General features: G+C 72.9%; 14 protein-coding genes. 4 read left to right on the top strand and 10 right to left on the bottom strand.

The features are described 5' to 3' along the window. The first annotated feature begins 3 nt into the window (after positions 1-3). The 4 genes from cydB to CFK38_RS09730 are packed head-to-tail and all read left to right on the top strand — an operon-like array spanning position 4 to position 5,589. Positions 4-1,086 carry a cytochrome d ubiquinol oxidase subunit II gene (gene cydB / locus CFK38_RS09745; protein WP_157773435.1) on the top strand — a complete coding sequence of 361 codons (1,083 nt, stop codon included), beginning with the start codon at positions 4-6 and terminating at the stop codon, positions 1,084-1,086. Then, the gene (gene cydD / locus CFK38_RS09740) at positions 1,086-2,771 is read left to right on the top strand and encodes a thiol reductant ABC exporter subunit CydD (protein ID WP_096802893.1); all 1,686 of its coding nucleotides are present in this window, start codon (positions 1,086-1,088) and stop codon (positions 2,769-2,771) included. The genes cydB and cydD overlap by 1 nt, the downstream gene beginning before the upstream one ends. After that, entirely contained in the window at positions 2,768-4,432 is a 1,665-nt protein-coding gene (gene cydC, locus CFK38_RS09735) for a thiol reductant ABC exporter subunit CydC (protein WP_096802892.1), read from the top strand. Before cydD ends, cydC begins: the two co-directional genes overlap by 4 nt. Then, the gene (locus CFK38_RS09730) at positions 4,429-5,589 is read left to right on the top strand and encodes a sensor histidine kinase (RefSeq protein ID WP_096802891.1); all 1,161 of its coding nucleotides are present in this window, start codon (positions 4,429-4,431) and stop codon (positions 5,587-5,589) included. Before cydC ends, CFK38_RS09730 begins: the two co-directional genes overlap by 4 nt. 3 nt (positions 5,590-5,592) lie before the next feature. Here the strand turns inward: CFK38_RS09730 and CFK38_RS09725 are convergent, their stop codons facing one another. From CFK38_RS09725 to CFK38_RS09680, 10 genes are all read right to left on the bottom strand, one after another. After that, complete coding sequence (locus tag CFK38_RS09725) at positions 5,593-6,228, bottom strand: response regulator transcription factor (protein ID WP_096802890.1); 636 nt, start codon at positions 6,226-6,228, stop codon at positions 5,593-5,595. Positions 6,229-6,241: 13 nt separating this feature from the next. Continuing rightward, positions 6,242-7,192 (bottom strand): bifunctional DNA-formamidopyrimidine glycosylase/DNA-(apurinic or apyrimidinic site) lyase, encoded by a 951-nt coding sequence (gene mutM / locus CFK38_RS09720; protein WP_096802889.1) that lies wholly within the window; start codon positions 7,190-7,192, stop codon positions 6,242-6,244. Between the two features lie 4 nt (positions 7,193-7,196). Beyond that, positions 7,197-7,949, bottom strand: a complete 753-nt coding sequence (rnc, locus tag CFK38_RS09715; RefSeq protein ID WP_096802888.1) for a ribonuclease III — start codon at positions 7,947-7,949, stop codon at positions 7,197-7,199. Further along, on the bottom strand, positions 7,949-8,536 hold the full coding sequence (locus tag CFK38_RS09710) for a YceD family protein (protein WP_096802887.1): 588 nt from the start codon (positions 8,534-8,536) through the stop codon (positions 7,949-7,951). Before CFK38_RS09710 ends, rnc begins: the two co-directional genes overlap by 1 nt. A gap of 31 nt (positions 8,537-8,567) precedes the next feature. Further along, entirely contained in the window at positions 8,568-9,059 is a 492-nt protein-coding gene (gene coaD, locus CFK38_RS09705; protein WP_096802886.1) for a pantetheine-phosphate adenylyltransferase, read from the bottom strand. Positions 9,060-9,091: 32 nt separating this feature from the next. After that, a complete protein-coding gene (locus CFK38_RS09700; protein ID WP_096802885.1) occupies positions 9,092-9,472 on the bottom strand; it encodes a DUF3224 domain-containing protein in 381 nt (126 codons plus the stop codon). A 3-nt stretch (positions 9,473-9,475) separates the two neighbouring features. Continuing rightward, on the bottom strand, positions 9,476-10,048 hold the full coding sequence (locus tag CFK38_RS09695) for a GNAT family N-acetyltransferase (RefSeq protein WP_157773434.1): 573 nt from the start codon (positions 10,046-10,048) through the stop codon (positions 9,476-9,478). A gap of 53 nt (positions 10,049-10,101) precedes the next feature. Then, positions 10,102-11,715 carry an HNH endonuclease signature motif containing protein gene (locus tag CFK38_RS09690; protein ID WP_245850973.1) on the bottom strand — a complete coding sequence of 538 codons (1,614 nt, stop codon included), beginning with the start codon at positions 11,713-11,715 and terminating at the stop codon, positions 10,102-10,104. Between the two features lie 413 nt (positions 11,716-12,128). After that, positions 12,129-12,707, bottom strand: a complete 579-nt coding sequence (rsmD, locus tag CFK38_RS09685; protein WP_096802884.1) for a 16S rRNA (guanine(966)-N(2))-methyltransferase RsmD — start codon at positions 12,705-12,707, stop codon at positions 12,129-12,131. A 1-nt stretch (position 12,708) separates the two neighbouring features. Beyond that, entirely contained in the window at positions 12,709-14,928 is a 2,220-nt protein-coding gene (locus CFK38_RS09680; RefSeq protein ID WP_096802883.1) for an ATP-dependent DNA helicase RecG, read from the bottom strand. Positions 14,929-15,017: the final 89 nt, after the last annotated feature.

Below are 15,017 nucleotides of genomic sequence, written 5' to 3'. Positions count from 1 at the left end.
CTCATGGACGCCATGCTCGAGCCCACGGTCCTCCAGACTCTCTGGTTCTTCCTCATCGCCTTCTTCTTCCTGTGCTACTTCGTGCTGGAGGGCTTCGATTTCGGGGTGCAGATGAACGTCGGCGCCCTCTGGCGGCGCGGAGACGGAGCCCGGGGCACGATCCTGAAGACCATCGGTCCCGTCTGGGACGGGAACGAGGTCTTCCTGATCACCGGCGGCGCGCTGCTGTTCGCGGCCTTCCCCGAGTGGTACGCGACCCTGTTCTCCGGCTTCTACCTCGCGCTGCTGCTCCTGCTGCTGGTGCTGATCGTGCGGGTGTGCGCCTTCAAGTGGCGCGGCAAGGTGGACAGTCTGCGCTGGCGGCGGGCCTGGGACGTGGTCCACGTGATCGGCGGCCTCGCCCCGGCGCTGCTGTGGGGCGTCGCCTTCGGCAACATCGTCGCCGGGGTGGAGATCGACCGGAACCACTGGGTGACCACCTCGCTGCTGGGGCTGCTGACCCCCTTCGCCCTGCTGGCCGGGGTGGTCTTCGTGCTGCTGTTCTGGTTGCACGGCACCCTCTACCTCGCGCTCAAGGTCGACGGACCGCTGCGCCAGGAGACGAACCGTCTGGCGGGGATCCTGGTGTGGCCGACGCTCCTGGCCGGTGCCGCCTTCCTGCTGTGGTTCCAGCTCGCGCACTCCCACACCCCCCTCACCTGGATCCCGGTGGCCGCAGCTGCCGCGGCGCTGCTCGCCGTGGTCCCGCTGAACCGAGCGCGCCGGGAGGGCCTGGCGTTCGCCGCGACCGTCACCGCGATCGCCGCGGCCTCGCTCACGCTGTTCGGCGGGCTGTTCCCCTACGTCCTGCCGGCCACGAACGATCCCGCGAACTCGCTGACGGTCGCCAATGCCTCCTCGACCGCGCACACGCTGACGGTGATGCTGGTGGCACTCGCCATCTTCCTGCCGATCGTCCTCGCCTACACGGTCTGGGCCTACCGGGTGTTCCGTCACCGGATCACCGACGACAGCTCCCCCGCCCCCGGCTCCGGGCTGCTCGAGGCGGCGAAGCAGAGCTACCGCAGCACCTTCGAGCAGCGCTGATGACGGAGCCCGCGATGCGACGCCGGCCGCCGCTGGATCCGCGCCTGGTCCGCGAGGTCGCCGCGGCACGGAGGCATGTGGCGCGCACGGTCGCCCTGGGCCTGGTGCAGGCCGGCTGCGTCATCGTCACGGCGCTGGTGATCGCGCGCCTCGGCTCCCGGCTGCTCCTCGACCGCGGCCTCCCGCAGGAGGCACCGGAGCTGCTGCTGGCGCTGGTCGCGGCGCTCGCGGTGCGCGCCGGCGCGGTGCTGGTCGAGGAGGCGACCGCCCACCGGGCCGCGACCTCCGCGATCAGCGAGCTGCGCGGGCGGATCGTCGGCCATGCCGCCCGGCTCGGCCCGCGCGGGGGTGCCGGACGCGGCGCGGATCTCACGGCGCTGGCCACCACCGGCATCGAGAACCTGCGCCCCTACCTGGTGGGCTATGTGCCGCAGCTGCTGCTGACGGCCACCGTGACCCCGCTGTGCCTGCTGACCATCGGCCTGCTGGACCCGCTCAGCGCCGTGATCGCGATCCTCACCCTGCCGCTGGTGCCGCTGTTCATGGTGCTGGTGGGGAAGCTGACGGCGGGCCGCTCCGAGAAGCTCATCGCGGACATGCGCTCCCTGTGGTCCCAGCTGCTGGATCTGGTGGAGGGCCTGCCCACGCTGCGGGCCCTGGGCCGCGAGCAGGGGCCGGAGGCGACGGTGCGGCGTCTCGGCGACCGTCACCGCGCCTCGGCGATGGGCTCGCTGCGCTACGCCTTCCTGTCCTCGATGGTGCTCGAGCTGCTGACCACCCTGTGCGTGGCGCTGATCGCCGTGAGCATCGGCATGCGCCTGGTGTACGGCCAGATGGACCTCGCACCGGCGCTCGCGGTGCTGGTGCTCGCCCCGGAGGTGTACCAGCCGCTGCGCAACGTCGGCTCCCGGTACCACGCCTCCACCGACGGCCTGGCCGCCGTGGACGCCGCCTTCGCGGTGCTCGGGGAGGAGCCCCCGGCCGACGGGGACCGCCCCGCCCCCGACCTGCGGACCTCCACCCTCGCCCTCCGAGAGGTCTCGGTGCGCTCCCGCGACGGCATGGCTCCGCACCGCGCCGAGCTCACGGTGCGACCCGGACGGGTGCTCGCACTGACCGGCCCCTCGGGCTCGGGCAAGACGACCGCGGCGCAGGTGCTGCTGGGCCTGCTGCCGGCGGATGCGGGCCGTGCCGAGATCATCGCCGCCGACGGCACCACCACACCCATCGATGCCCTGCAGCGCCGCAGCCTCTGGGCGCAGGTGGCCTGGCTCCCCCAGCGACCCGTGCTGCCGCCGGGAACCATCCGCTCCGTGCTCACCGGGGCGCGCCCCGGGGCCGGCGAGGACGAGCTGGAGGCGGCGGCCGCGGCGACCGGACTGGACGCGGTGATCGCCGAGCGCGGCTGGGAGGCGGACCTGGGACGGGCCGGCCGCGGCATCTCCCTCGGGGAGCGGCAGCGCCTGGCACTGGCCCGGGCGGTGCTCTCCCCCGCCCCGCTGGTGGTGCTCGACGAGCCCACCGCGCATCTCGACGGCGCCACCGAGGAGGTGGTGCTGGACCTCATCACGGCGCTGCGCGCCGCGGGGCGCACCGTGGTGGTGATCGCCCACCGCTCCGCGCTGGTGGATCTCGCCGACGAGGTGACCGGCGTGAGGACAGAGCGGGCGGAGGCCCTCCGATGACCGCCCCCTCCTCCCTCCGGCGGGCGGTGGACGCCCTGGAGATCCCCCGCACCCGGCTGCTGGCCGCGGTGCTCGCCTCGCTGGCGACCCTCGGCTCCGCCTTCGCCCTCGCCGCGGTCGCCGCCTACCTCGTCACCCGCGCCTGGACGATGCCGCCGGTCCTGGACCTCACGGTCGCCGTGGTGGCGGTGCGGGCGCTCGGCGTCTCCCGCGGAGCGTTCCGCTGGCTGGAGCGGATGCTCACCCATGACGTGGCCCTGCGCGGCGTGGTCTCCCTGCGCACCCACCTGTTCACCGCACTGGCCGCCCGCACCGACGACGCCCTGACCCGGCTGCGACGGGGCGATCTGCTGACCCGCCTCGGGGACGACGCCCAGGAGCTCGGCGACCACGTCATCACCGCGCTGGTGCCGGCGCTGGTCTCGGTGGTGATGGCGGTGGCGGTGCTGGCGACCTTCGCGCCGCTGTCCCTGAGCGCCGCCGCGGTGATGCTCACCGCCCTGGCGCTCGCCGGCGTGCTCGCCCCGCTGGCCGCCCACCGCGCCGCGAGGATCTCCGAGCAGGCGGTGCTCACCACCCGCGCCGGTCTCAGCGCGCAGACGCTGGAGATCCTCGACGACGCCACCTCCCTGCGCATCGAGGGCCGGCTCGACGGCTCGCTCGCCCAGCTGCGGCAGCGGCAGGCGGAGCACGATGCCGCCATCGACCGAGCGGCAGTGCCCGCGGCGGTGGCCTCCGCCGCCGTGCCGCTGACGATGATCCTGGCGGTGGCCGGCTCCCTGCTGGCCGCCGGGACGCTGTGGACGAGCGGCGGGGCCTCGGCCGGGCAGATCGGCGTGCTGCTCCTGCTGCCGCTGTCCTCCTTCGAGGCGGCCACGGCGCTTCCCGCAGCGGCCTCGCAGCACGCTCGCTCCCGGGCCGCGGCGGAGCGGCTCGCCGCACTGGTCGGGGACGCGCCTGCGAGGCCCGCCGGCCCGCCTCCCGAGCGCCCCGCCGCCGCCCACCTGCGTGCCGTCGACCTCACGGCCGGCTGGACCCCGGGGGCTCCCCGCGTCCGGGGGCTCGACCTCGACCTCCCGCCCGGGTCGCGCCTGGCGGTCATCGGCGCCTCCGGCACCGGCAAGTCCACCCTGCTGGCCACCCTCGCCGGGCTGCTGGAACCGCTCGCCGGGCATGTCGAGCTCGACGGTCGCGCTCTCACCGCCCTCGAGCCGGCCCGGGTGCGCGCCGGCGTGACGATGTTCGCCGAGGATTCGCACGTCTTCGCGACCACGGTGCGGGAGAACCTGAAGGTGGTGCGCGGCGACCTCGGCGACGAGGAGATCCGGGCGGCGCTCGCGGCGGTGGGCCTGGTCGACTGGGTCGCGGCCCTGCCGCACGGACTGGACACGATGCTGGGCCCGGACGGCACCACCATCTCCGGCGGGGAGCGGCGACGCCTGCTGCTGGCCCGGACCGTGGTGCGCAGGGGGCCGGTGCTGCTGCTCGATGAGCCCACCGAGCACCTCGACACCGCCCATGGCGACCGGCTGCTGGCCGCCCTGCTGGATGCGGAGGACACCTCGCTGGTCCCGGCGCGCAGTACCGTCGTGGTGGTCACCCACCGCATCGAGGCGATCCCCGCCGGGACCTCGATCCTCCGACTCGAGGACTTTCGATGAGCTCTCCCTCCCCGTCGTCCCCTCCCGCCCCGTCGACCGCTCCCCTGCGCGGCGACCGCACCCGGATCCAGGACCTCGCCGGCGCGGTCCTCGCCGGCGGCGAGGCCGAGGATCTGCTGGACCTGCTGCTCCACTCGGCCCGCACGGACCTCGCCGCACGCAACGCGGTGCTGGTGATGCCGCTGAGCACGGACCGCTGGGCGGTGGAGATGGTCGACGGGGCCGACGCGCCCGAGCTGCTGGGCACCGAGGTCCCCGCGGACTCCCCCACCGGTCGTGCCCTGCACCGCGCCGATGTGGACGCGCTCGAGGCGATCTCCACCCTGGTGATCGATCCGGGGTCCAGCCCCGCCCTGCTGGGCGCGGTGGATGCGGCCGAGCACGGCCTGGGGCTGCTCGCGGTGCTGCGGACCGCGGGCTCCGCCCCGTACACCACGGCGGACCGCGAGCGCCTCGATGCGCTGGCCGGCCTGATCGCGCTCACCCTGCGTGCCCCGACGCTGGGAGCCAGCACCGAGATCGACGACGAGCGCAGCCGTATCGCCCGTGATCTCCACGACCTCGCGATCCAGGAGCTGTTCGCGGTGGGGATGGAGCTGGAGGCCATGGTCGACTCGCTCGAGTCGCCGGGCATGACCCCGTCCAACGCGCGGATCCGCAGCTCGGTCGCGACCTCCGTGCAGGGGGTCGAGAATGCGGTCGCGCAGATCCGGCAGATCGTGCAGTCGCTGCGCCGGGAGCGCACCGCCGCGACGCTCACCGAGCAGCTGCGGCACGAGGTGGGGCTGGCCACCGCCGGCCTCGGCTTCGTCCCCTCGATGCGACTGCCCCCGCATCCGGCGGAGATGGACGCCGAACTGCCGCCGGAGATCGCGGAGGACGTGGTCGCGGTGGTGCGGGAATGCCTGGCCAACGCGGCGCGCCATGCGCACGCCACCGCGGTGGCGGTCTCGGTGAGCGTCTTCTCCGAGGGCGTGGACCGCGTGGTGCAGGTCAACGTCTCCGACAACGGCCGCGGCATCGACCCCTCGGTGCAGCGCCGCAGCGGGCTGGCGAACATCTCCTCGCGGGCGAGGCGTCACTCCGGCTGGGTGGATGCCCTGGGTCTCGAACCGGGCACCATGGTCTCCTGGCGGGTCACCCTGCCGCCGGCGTGAGGCTCAGGGCTGGTGCGGCTTCCAGCCGGCCCGTCGGCGGGCGGCGACCATCGCGGCCACCTGCGTGCGGCGCTGCATGTCGAAGGCCTGCAGGATGACCGTGACGCGGTTCTTCACGGTCTTCTCGGCGATGCCGACCGCCTCCGCGATCTCACGGTTGGAGTGGCCATCGCCGATCAGCTCCACGATCCTGTGATCGGACTCGGAGAGATCCGGGCCGTCGTCGACGTGGTCCGCCGGCCAGATCGTCCTGCCGCCGTGGACCGCCGTGATCGCCTCGACGATCTCCTGCGAGCGGGCCGACTTCAGCATCAGGCCGGAGGCACCGGCGGCCCTGGACTCGCGCAGTGCGGCGTCGTCGTCGAAGCTGGTGAGCACCAGCATCCGCTGCTCCGGATCGAGCTCGCGCGCCGCCCTCATCACCTCGATACCGGTGCCGTCGGGCAGCTGGAGGTCCACCACCAGCACCTCGGGGCGGATCGCGGGCAGGCGACGGGTCGCCTCGGCCACCGAGGAGGCCTCCCCGATCACCTGCAGGGACGGGCTGGCGTCGATCACGGTGACGATGCCCCGGCGGACCACCTCATGGTCGTCCACGAGCATCACGCGGATCGGGCCGGGCTGCTGGGTCGCTGTCACGGAGCGTCCTTCCTCACATCGTCCTGCGCTGGCACCGGGGGCAGAAATGACTGCTCCTGCCCTGGTAGATCACTCGTCGAAGCAATCTACCGCACCGCGGGCACGGCTCGCCCTCACGCCCGTAGGCGTTCAGTGACCGTGCGAAGTACCCGCTGCGCCCGTCGACGTTCACGTACAGCGCGTCGAAGCTGGTGCCGCCCACCGCCAGTGCCCGCTCCATCACCTCGCGGGCGGCGCGGAGGATCGCGAGCGCCCGGCGCTGGCTGAGCGCGGTGCCGGGGGTGTCGTAGCGGGTGCGGGCGCTCCACAGCGCCTCGTCGGCGTAGATGTTCCCGATCCCGGAGACGATCTCCTGATTCAGCAGCAGGGCCTTGACCGCACTGCGCCGGGCCCGCAGGGTCCGGGCGATCGCCCCCAGGTCAACGGCCGGGTCCAGCAGGTCGCGGGCGATGTGGGAGGCGCCCTCGGGCAGCAGCGCATCGGGGCTGCCGACCCCGGCGAGCGCGCCGTCGGCCGCCTCCACCAGCGGGCTGGTCCACACACCGCCGAAGAGCCGCTGGTCGATGAGGTCCACCCGCGTGCCGTCGTCGAGGTGGAGGGAGAGCCGGCGGTGGCGCTGCGGGTCGGGGGCGGGCCCCTCGGAGGGTGCGGGCGGTCCGCCGGGCGTGACGGTCGCCCCGTCGGCCGTCGCGATCCGCAGCTGGCCGCTCATCCCCAGGTGCCCCATCAGCGCCTCGCCGGTCTCGGCGCCGTCGGGGTCGGCGAGACGCCACCACAGGAACTTCCCCCTCCGCACCACGGCGGTGAGGGTCGAGCCCACGAGCCCGGCGCGCAGCCGGTCGATGCCCCCGTGCTGGCGGCGGATGATGCGGGCATCGAGCAGCTCGACGTCCGTGACGGTGCGGCCCACGGTGCGGGGGGCGAGGCCTCGCCGGACGACCTCGACCTCGGGCAGCTCGGGCATCCGCTCAGCCCCGTGGGATCAGGGGCTCGTCGCGCTCGGCGAGGACACCACGCACCGCGTTCTGGGCGGCGGCGAGCTCGGCGTCCTTCTTCGAGGCGCCGTCACCGCTGGCGGTGACGATGCCGGGAACGGTGACGGTGGCGGTGAAGGTCTTCTGGTGCTCGAGGCCGGACTCGGTGAGCTCATAGGTGACCATCGCCCCGCCGGCGGCGGCGATCTCCTGCAGGCGGGACTTGAAGTCGTAGCCGGTCTCGAGGAACTCGTCGGAGTCCAGCAGCGGGCGCAGCAGGTCCAGCACGAAGCGGCGGGAGACGTCCTGGCCGAGCGCGAGGTGGACGGCGCCGATCACGGCCTCGGTGGTGTCGGCGAGGATCGAGGACTTCGCCCGGCCGCCGGTGAGGTCCTCGCCACGGCCGAGGCGCACGTAGGCGCCGAGGTCGAGCTTGGAGGCGATCACGGCGAGCGCGCGGGTGCTCACGGTCGCGGCGCGGCGGCGGGCGAGGTCCCCCTCGGGCAGGGTGGGGTGGGTCGCGTAGAGGTGCTCGGTGACGGCCAGCTGCAGCACGGCGTCGCCGAGGAACTCGAGCCGCTCGTTGTGGGGCAGCGAGTCGTGCTCGTAGGAGAACGAGCGGTGGGTCAGAGCCAGTTCCAGCAGCCCGGAGTCCCGCAGATCGATCCCCTGCCCGGCATCCAGCGGGAGCCGGTCCAGCAGGCCCTGCGGGGCGGCTGCCTCGGTGGCGCGGCGCCTGCGCGCCATCAGGCCTCCTCGTCCTGCTGCGGGTGGTCCTGCTGCGGGTCGTCGAGCAGGCCCTGCAGCGCCGCGAAGCGGGGATCGATCACGTCGTGGTGGTGGTCCGGGTCCTCCTCCATGCGGAACCCGCACTGGGCGCACAGGCCCGGGCAGTCCTCACGGCACAGGGGGCGCTCGTCGGCCTCCATCGCGAGGGCGTCGCGCACCAGCGGGCCGAGGTTGACCTCGTCGGCCTCGAGGAGGGTGGTGTCCTCCTTCTCGTCGGCCTTGACCTTGTCGGGGAACATGAACAGCTCGTCGAGGCGGGCGACGACGTCCTGCTCGACGGGGTCCAGGCAGCGGGAGCACTCGCCCTCGAGATGCGCGGTGACGGTGCCGTGGGCGTAGATGCCCTCGACCACGGACTCGAGCTCGGCCTCGACGGCGAGGTCCTCGCCCTCGCGGACCTGCATCGCGACGCCACCGGCCTCACGGGGCGGGGCGGGGACGGTGCGCTCGACGCGCCGGTGGGAGCCGGTGCGGCCGACGAGGTCGACCGCGTCGAACCGCAGCACGGTCTCGAGCGTCGTGGTCGGGGTGTTCTCGGAAGACATCGGTGAAGATCCTGTTCGTTCGTGGGGTCGGTCAGGAGGTGGCCGCGGCGGTGCGCAGCGCCTCCAGGGAGGGGCCGGGGAGCATGTCGGAGACGTCACCGCCGAGGGCGTGGACCTCCCTCACCAGGGAGGAGGAGATGTGCGACCAGGCCGAGTCGGTGAGCAGGAAGAGAGTGTCGACGTCGGCGAGGTGGTGGTTCATCCGCGCCATCGGTTCCTCGTAGGCGAGGTCGAGCTGGGAGCGCAGCCCCCGCACCACGGCTCGGGCACCCACCTCACGGCAGAAGTCGACCAGCAGACCCTTGGGGAGGGTGCGCACCTCGACCGTACCGGAGAGGCCCTCCTGCACGAGGGTCCCCGTGATCGCGCCGGTGCGCGCCTCGAGGCCCAGCATCCCCTGCTTGGAGGGGTTGTGGGAGACCGCGATGATCACCTGGTGGCCGAGCGCGGCGGCCCGGCGGGTGAGGTCGAGGTGCCCCAGGGTGAAGGGGTCGAACGAGCCGGGCAGGACGACGGTGCTCATGGCGCCACTCTAGTGCGCCGGGGCTGGACGTCTCAGGTGAGCTCGACGGTGACGTGGTGGGTGCCGTCCTCGTCGATGGTGCCGATGGTCAGGGTGCCGGTGAGACCGACGAGATCACCGGTGCCCGAGCCGGGGGCGATGACGTAGCGCAGCTCGGGCTCCCCGCCCGCCATGGTGCCGAGCTGCTGGAAGGTGAGGGTGCCCTCCCGACCGTCGAGGGTGCCCTCGAAGGTCTCGGTGGCGATGTAGGAGGCGCTGCCGGCCGCCGGGTCTCCGGCGGTGAGCATGACGCCGCGCGAGGTGCCCGCGACCGTCCCGGTCCAGGTCTTGGCCAGGTCGAAGCGGTCGGCGGCGCCGAGGAGGACCTCGGCGGGGGTCAGGTCGATGGTGAAGGTGGCGGTGAGGGTGCTCATGGCTCAAGTATCGGTGCCGTGGTGCTCGCTGGCGAGCAGTGCGTAGCTCATGCCGTCGAGCCAGCGGCCGCTGCGGTGCAGGGACTCCTCGCGGAAGACGCCTTCGAGCCGCAGCCCGATCTTCTCCATGACACGACGGGAGGCGAGGTTCTCGGCGAAGCAGGCAGCCTCGATGCGGCGCACACCGAGCCCGTCGAAGGCGAGGTCGCGCAGGGCGGCCGCGAACTCGGTGCCGAGCCCCTGGCCCTGCACGGCGAGGTCGAGGACCCAGCCGAGCTCGACCTGCTGGCCGGCGGCCCGGTCCCTCATGTCCGTCTGGGACCAGGGGTCCTGCCGCTCGACCTTGCCGACGGCGACCACGACGCCCTGGTGCAGGCCGACCACGGCGGACCCGAGCCCTGCGTCCCAGTGCTCCTGGTGCGCCGCGAGCGTGGGGCTGAGCGTGGTGGTCCATTCCTGCACCTCGGGCTGCCGGTACCAGGGCCAGATGGCCGCGGCGTCCTCCGTGCGTCCCGGACGCAGCTCGAGCCGCTCGGTGTGCAGGGGCCAGTCGAGGTCGGCGAGCGAGAGTGTCATCGGTGCAGGGTAACGCTGCCGGGACGGGAAGGGAGCACGAGGCACGGCGAGGGTCAGTACGGCGGCGGCTCGTGACCGGGCGGCGGCGGGAGCGGTGGCGGGCCCGGGTCGTCGGCCTCGTCGTGCTCGGGGCGGGAGTAGTGGTCGATCAGGTGGCATCCCCACCGGTACGCCTCGTCCCGGTCGGCGTCCTCGGCGCGCGCTTCGTCGAAGAAGCCGGTCCGGGTCAGCGCTTCGAACTCGAGGTCGTCGGCGTATCTCTGCCAGGCCTCCCGGAGGCGGCCGCCGAGCTCGCGGGTCACGAGGTCCGTGTTCGCGGCGACATCGCACACCGCTGCCCCGAGAATGCGCCAGCGGGTGGTCCCGGTCGTCTCGTCCCGCTCGGGATCGAGCAGACCGGCGGTCTTCATCCGGTGGTGGGTGCGACAGATGCGGTGCAGGTTCTCGACGGAGGTGGGACCGCCGCGAGCAGGATTCTCGAGGTCGAACTCCTCGATGTGGTCCATCTCCCCGACGGTCATGACGTTGCGGGTGCAGCCGGGGACCGCGCAGACGGGATCGATCAGCCGGAGGTTCTCGGCCATCGCCGCGGACGGGCGGTAGGTGCGGGAGGCCGAGGGCAGGTGATCCCCCGAGACGGGGTCGGTGAGCACCCGCTCGAAGGCCGGTGCCTTGGCGACGAGCTCGCGCGCCATACGAGGCGGGATCGGGATGGTGCCGTCCAGTGTCGCGGGGGCGTTCGAGCGACCGAGCAGCGTCAGCACCGGCACCACGACAGAGATCCGGAAGGCAGGATCGGGCACCTCCACAGCTCCGGTGTCGAGCTGTGAGCGGACCGCGATCGCGTACTGCAGGGCCGCCAGTGAGAGGTGGCGCCCCTCGCGGGAGGCGTCCCCGTCGAGGTCGAAGGGGATCGGGGCCCCGGTCTCGAGTGCGTGGCGCTGGGCATCCTGGACGGCGCGGGCGGCGGCGTCGAGCCGCTGCCCGAAGGCCGTGATCTCGGGGATCGGGCCACGGATCATGAGGCAGGCGGTGCCGTCGGAGTCCGGGGAGGAGGCGAGGGAGACCGAGCGCTGCTCCTGCGGCGATTCCTGGACGGCGGCGCGACCGAACCACACGACCAGCGTGTGCAGCTCGCGGTAGAAGCGCTCGACGTCAATCGACTCGAGCTGCCATGCGGCGACCCGCTCGTCGACCTGACGGCGCTGGTACGCGGTGAGATGCAGGACGCTGCGGATCAGCCACTCGAACCATTCGACGGGAAGGGCCCCGCTCTCCACCCGTCCGAAGCAGGCGGGCAGATCGGTGACGGCGACATGCGCATCACGCAGACGGTCCTCGCCGCGGTGGAGCTTCGCCCGCATGCCCACGGAGGCGGCCAGTGCGTGCAGGGCCTTCTCGTCCCCCTCGTCCTCCTCGGACCACAGGGTGGCGAGATCGCGCGTCTCGGCGACGTAGAAGGCGGCATGCTCCTGCCGGCGCCGGTGGAAGATCCGCAGCACGGTCTCGGCCTCGGGGGTGTGGGGAGTGACATCGGCCCGGTCCACGAGCGCCTGCGCCGTGAGCGGGGTGCGCGACTGCACCGGCTTCCGCGGAGGCTCATCGGGGCGGGAGGCGGAGCGCTCCGGGCCGGGCGGGATGGCGGAGGGACCGGCATGGCGTCCCATGGTTCCCCCCTCCCTGACCTCGGCGTCGATCCTGCGTGCCGGCTTCTGCGCCGGCGGGTCGGCCTCTCGACCAGATGCATTCATTTTAGAACACCCGCTCGACTCGCGCCAGAGGGTGCGAGCAGATTGCGATAATTTGTGGATAACTGTGATGCGTGGAGGAACCGTCGATCTTTCCACATTGTCTGCACATCGTGTGGATACCCAGAGGTCATAAAAGTGATCCTGCGCGCCGACTGCGAGTCCTCACGGGGCGTCGATGGAGAATTCCTCGGAGATACTGCTGGTCATCGTCAGCGTCGCAGACAATGCATATCAGAGTTCGTTTCGCAACCGGTCGCCGATTTTGTGGACAGCCTGTGCGCTCACCCGTGGACGATCATCGGGCGCCTCGATGCGCCCCGAGCCGGCCCTCAGGCCGGCCCGCCGAACTGCAGCACGGTCTCGCCGTAGGTCTTGGTGCCGTCGTCGGCCCACCCCTCGGGCCATTCGAGCGGGCGCGTGCGCGAGGAGCGCTCGATCACGACCAGCGCGTCATCGGCCAGTGCGGGGCGCAGGGTGAGCAGCAGCTGCTCGAGCGCCTCGGTGGGCACGTCGTAGGGAGGGTCGAGGAAGACCAGGGTCGCGGCGGGCGCTGCCGGCTGCGCCGTGCGCTGCGCCGCGAGCTGGTCGGCGACGCCGGCCGCCTTCCCGACGCGGATCTCGACGCGGCCTCCCAGACCCAGCTCGCTCGCGGTGCGGCGCAGCTGCCTGGCGGTCGGGCCGTGCAGCTCCGCGAGCAGGGCGTGCGCGGCGCCGCGGGAGAGCGCCTCGAAGGCGAGCGCGCCGGTGCCGGCATAGAGGTCGAGCACCCGGGCGCCGGCGAGCGCGCCCCAGCCCTCGAGGCGGTTGAACAGGGCCTCGCGGACCTTGTCCGAGGTGGGGCGGGTGCCCTTGCCGGGCGGGCCGGGGATGGTGCGGCCACCGAGGCTGCCTGCGACGATGCGCGGCATGTCAGCTCCTCTCCACGTCGGGGTCGGCGTCCCGCAGGCGGTCCGCGATGGCACCGGCGAGAGCGGGGTGGGCCGCGAGATCAGGGTCGGCGGCGACGACCGCGAAGGCGTCCTCGCGGGCCTGCTCGATGACGCGGGCATCACGCATCACGTCGAGGTGCTTGAGCGTGCGCTGCAGTCCGGACTGCTCCTCCCCCACCAGGTCGCCGGCGCCGCGGCGGCGCAGGTCGAGCTCGGCGAGCGCGAAGCCGTCGACCGCCTCGGCGATGCGCCGGAGGTGCTGGGAGTGCTCCGCGCCGACCTCCGCGGTGGTGTCGAAGAAGGCGATGCCGGCGTGCTCGCCGCGGCCCACGCGACCGCGGAGCTGGTGGAGCTGGGAGACGCCGAAGCGCTCGGCGTCCAGCACGATCATCGTCGAGGCGTTGGGCACGTCGACGCCCACCTCGATGACCGTGGTGGAGACCAGCAGGTCGATCTCGCCGCGCACCATCTGCGCCATCACCTCCTGCTTCTCCTCGCCGGTCAGTCGGCCGTGCAGGATGCCGATCCGGGCGCCCGCGAGCTCGGGACGCTCTGCCAGGCGCTGCGCGGTCTGGGTGACTCCGCGGGCCGGTTCGAGCGTGGGCGGCTTCTCGTTGCCGTTCTCGTCGAGCTCCGGCGGGGCGGGGGCGTCGTCGGCGGCATCGTCCTCGTCGATGCGGGCGCAGACGACGAACACCTGGCGGCCCGCGGTGATCTCCTCCGCGGCGCGCTGCCACATCCGCTGCTCCCACTTCGGGAGCTTCTCGTGGACCACGAAGCTGGTGACCCCGGCGCGCAGTCCGGGGCTCTCGCGCAGGGAGAGCACGTCGAGGTCGCCCACGGTCGCCAGCGCCGCGGTGCGCGGGATGGGGGTCGCGGTCATCACGATGACGTGCGGGCTCTGACCCGCCGGGCCCTTGGTGCGCAGCCGTCGGCGATGGTCCACCCCGAAGCGGTGCTGCTCGTCGATCACCACCAGCCCCAGCGAGGCGAACTCCACGGACTCGGTGAGCAGCGCATGGGTGCCCACCACGATCCCGGCCTGCCCGGAGGTGACATCGAGCAGGGTCTCGCGGCGACCGGCGGTGCGCTGGGAGCCGGTGAGCAGACGGACCCGGGTCGCCGCCTCGTGACCGTCCAGCTGCCCGGCCCGGGCGAGGTCGCCGAGCAGGGTGAGCAGGGTGCGATGGTGCTGCTCGGCGAGCACCTCGGTGGGGGCGAGCAGCGCGGCCTGGTGGCCGGAGTCGACGGCGCGGAGCATCGCGCGCAGCGCGACGACGGTCTTGCCGGAGCCGACGTCCCCCTGCAGCAGCACGCTGGTGGGATGGCTGTTGCCGATCCGCTCCTCGATCCGTGTGCCGATCGCGCACTGGCCGTCGGTGAGGGTGAAGGGCAGGCGCGCGTCGAACAGCCCTTGCAGCGGCCCTTCGGCGGCGAGCACCGGCGCGGGGGTGCGCTCGTCCTGGCCTCGGCGCTGGGCGAAGATCGCCTGCAGGATGAAGGCCTCCTCATAGCGGAGGTGGGCCATGCCGTGCCGGGTGTCCTCGACGGTCAGCGGGGTGTGGACCAGGCGCGCGGCCTCCTCGAGCGGGGGCAGGGCGCGGCGGGCGATCACCTCGTCGGGGACGGGTCGGCTGAGCGAGCCGGCGAACTCCAGCCCCTTCTCGGTGGCCGAGCGCATGGTCGCCTGGGCGATGTTCTGCCGCAGCGGGTAGACGGGCCGCGGCCGCTGGGCCCAGGCCCGTCCCTCCTCCGTGTCCTCGACCGGCTCGTAGGCGGGGTGGGTGATCTGGAGGGCCTGGCGGTAGTCGTCGAAGCCGACAGTGCCGTGCACGATGATCCGTGCACCGACCGGGAGCCTGCCGCGATGCCACTGCAGCTGGTGCTGCTTGGTGAGGAAGAACGTCAGCACGATCTCCTCGACCCCGTCGGAGACGGCGACCTCGAGGATGAAGCCGTGGCGGCTGCGCATCGCCCGGTCCCGGAGCGAGACCACCGAGACGACGGCGCTGACCTCCTCGCCCCGGTTCACCTCGTGCAGGGATCGCAGGGGGGCGGGGACCACATAGCGCCGCGGGGCGAAGCGCATCATGGTGTCCAGGTCACGCACACCGAAGGAGGCCATCGCCGTGGACTCCTTGGAGATCAGCAGCTCCTTCAGCGGCATCGAGCCGCGAGCGGTCTCCTGCCTCCTGGCCATGCGGGCGTCTCCTCGTGCTCGGTGTGCGTGGTCCCGTACGGTGCGACCTGCGAGGCCCCATCGTGCCACTGCCCTGTGACGCTGTGGCG

Origin of the sequence: Brachybacterium vulturis, assembly GCF_002407185.1 — a bacterium.
GTDB classification, from domain to species: domain Bacteria; phylum Actinomycetota; class Actinomycetes; order Actinomycetales; family Dermabacteraceae; genus Brachybacterium; species Brachybacterium vulturis.
This window is presented reverse-complemented; position numbering and strand designations above follow the sequence as displayed.

Bases quoted from the DNA above. Each gene is read 5' to 3' on its own strand.
- cydB (WP_157773435.1), top strand. From the start codon at position 4: ATGGACGCCATGCTCGAGCCCACGGTCCTCCAGACTCTCTGGTTCTTC.
- cydD (WP_096802893.1), top strand. From the start codon at position 1,086: ATGACGGAGCCCGCGATGCGACGCCGGCCGCCGCTGGATCCGCGCCTG.
- cydC (WP_096802892.1), top strand. From the start codon at position 2,768: ATGACCGCCCCCTCCTCCCTCCGGCGGGCGGTGGACGCCCTGGAGATC.
- CFK38_RS09730 (WP_096802891.1), top strand. From the start codon at position 4,429: ATGAGCTCTCCCTCCCCGTCGTCCCCTCCCGCCCCGTCGACCGCTCCC.
- mutM (WP_096802889.1), bottom strand. From the start codon at position 7,192: ATGCCCGAGCTGCCCGAGGTCGAGGTCGTCCGGCGAGGCCTCGCCCCC.
- rnc (WP_096802888.1), bottom strand. From the start codon at position 7,949: ATGGCGCGCAGGCGCCGCGCCACCGAGGCAGCCGCCCCGCAGGGCCTG.
- CFK38_RS09710 (WP_096802887.1), bottom strand. From the start codon at position 8,536: ATGTCTTCCGAGAACACCCCGACCACGACGCTCGAGACCGTGCTGCGG.
- coaD (WP_096802886.1), bottom strand. From the start codon at position 9,059: ATGAGCACCGTCGTCCTGCCCGGCTCGTTCGACCCCTTCACCCTGGGG.
- CFK38_RS09700 (WP_096802885.1), bottom strand. From the start codon at position 9,472: ATGAGCACCCTCACCGCCACCTTCACCATCGACCTGACCCCCGCCGAG.
- CFK38_RS09695 (WP_157773434.1), bottom strand. From the start codon at position 10,048: ATGACACTCTCGCTCGCCGACCTCGACTGGCCCCTGCACACCGAGCGG.
- CFK38_RS09690 (WP_245850973.1), bottom strand. From the start codon at position 11,715: ATGGGACGCCATGCCGGTCCCTCCGCCATCCCGCCCGGCCCGGAGCGC.
- rsmD (WP_096802884.1), bottom strand. From the start codon at position 12,707: ATGCCGCGCATCGTCGCAGGCAGCCTCGGTGGCCGCACCATCCCCGGC.
- CFK38_RS09680 (WP_096802883.1), bottom strand. From the start codon at position 14,928: ATGGCCAGGAGGCAGGAGACCGCTCGCGGCTCGATGCCGCTGAAGGAG.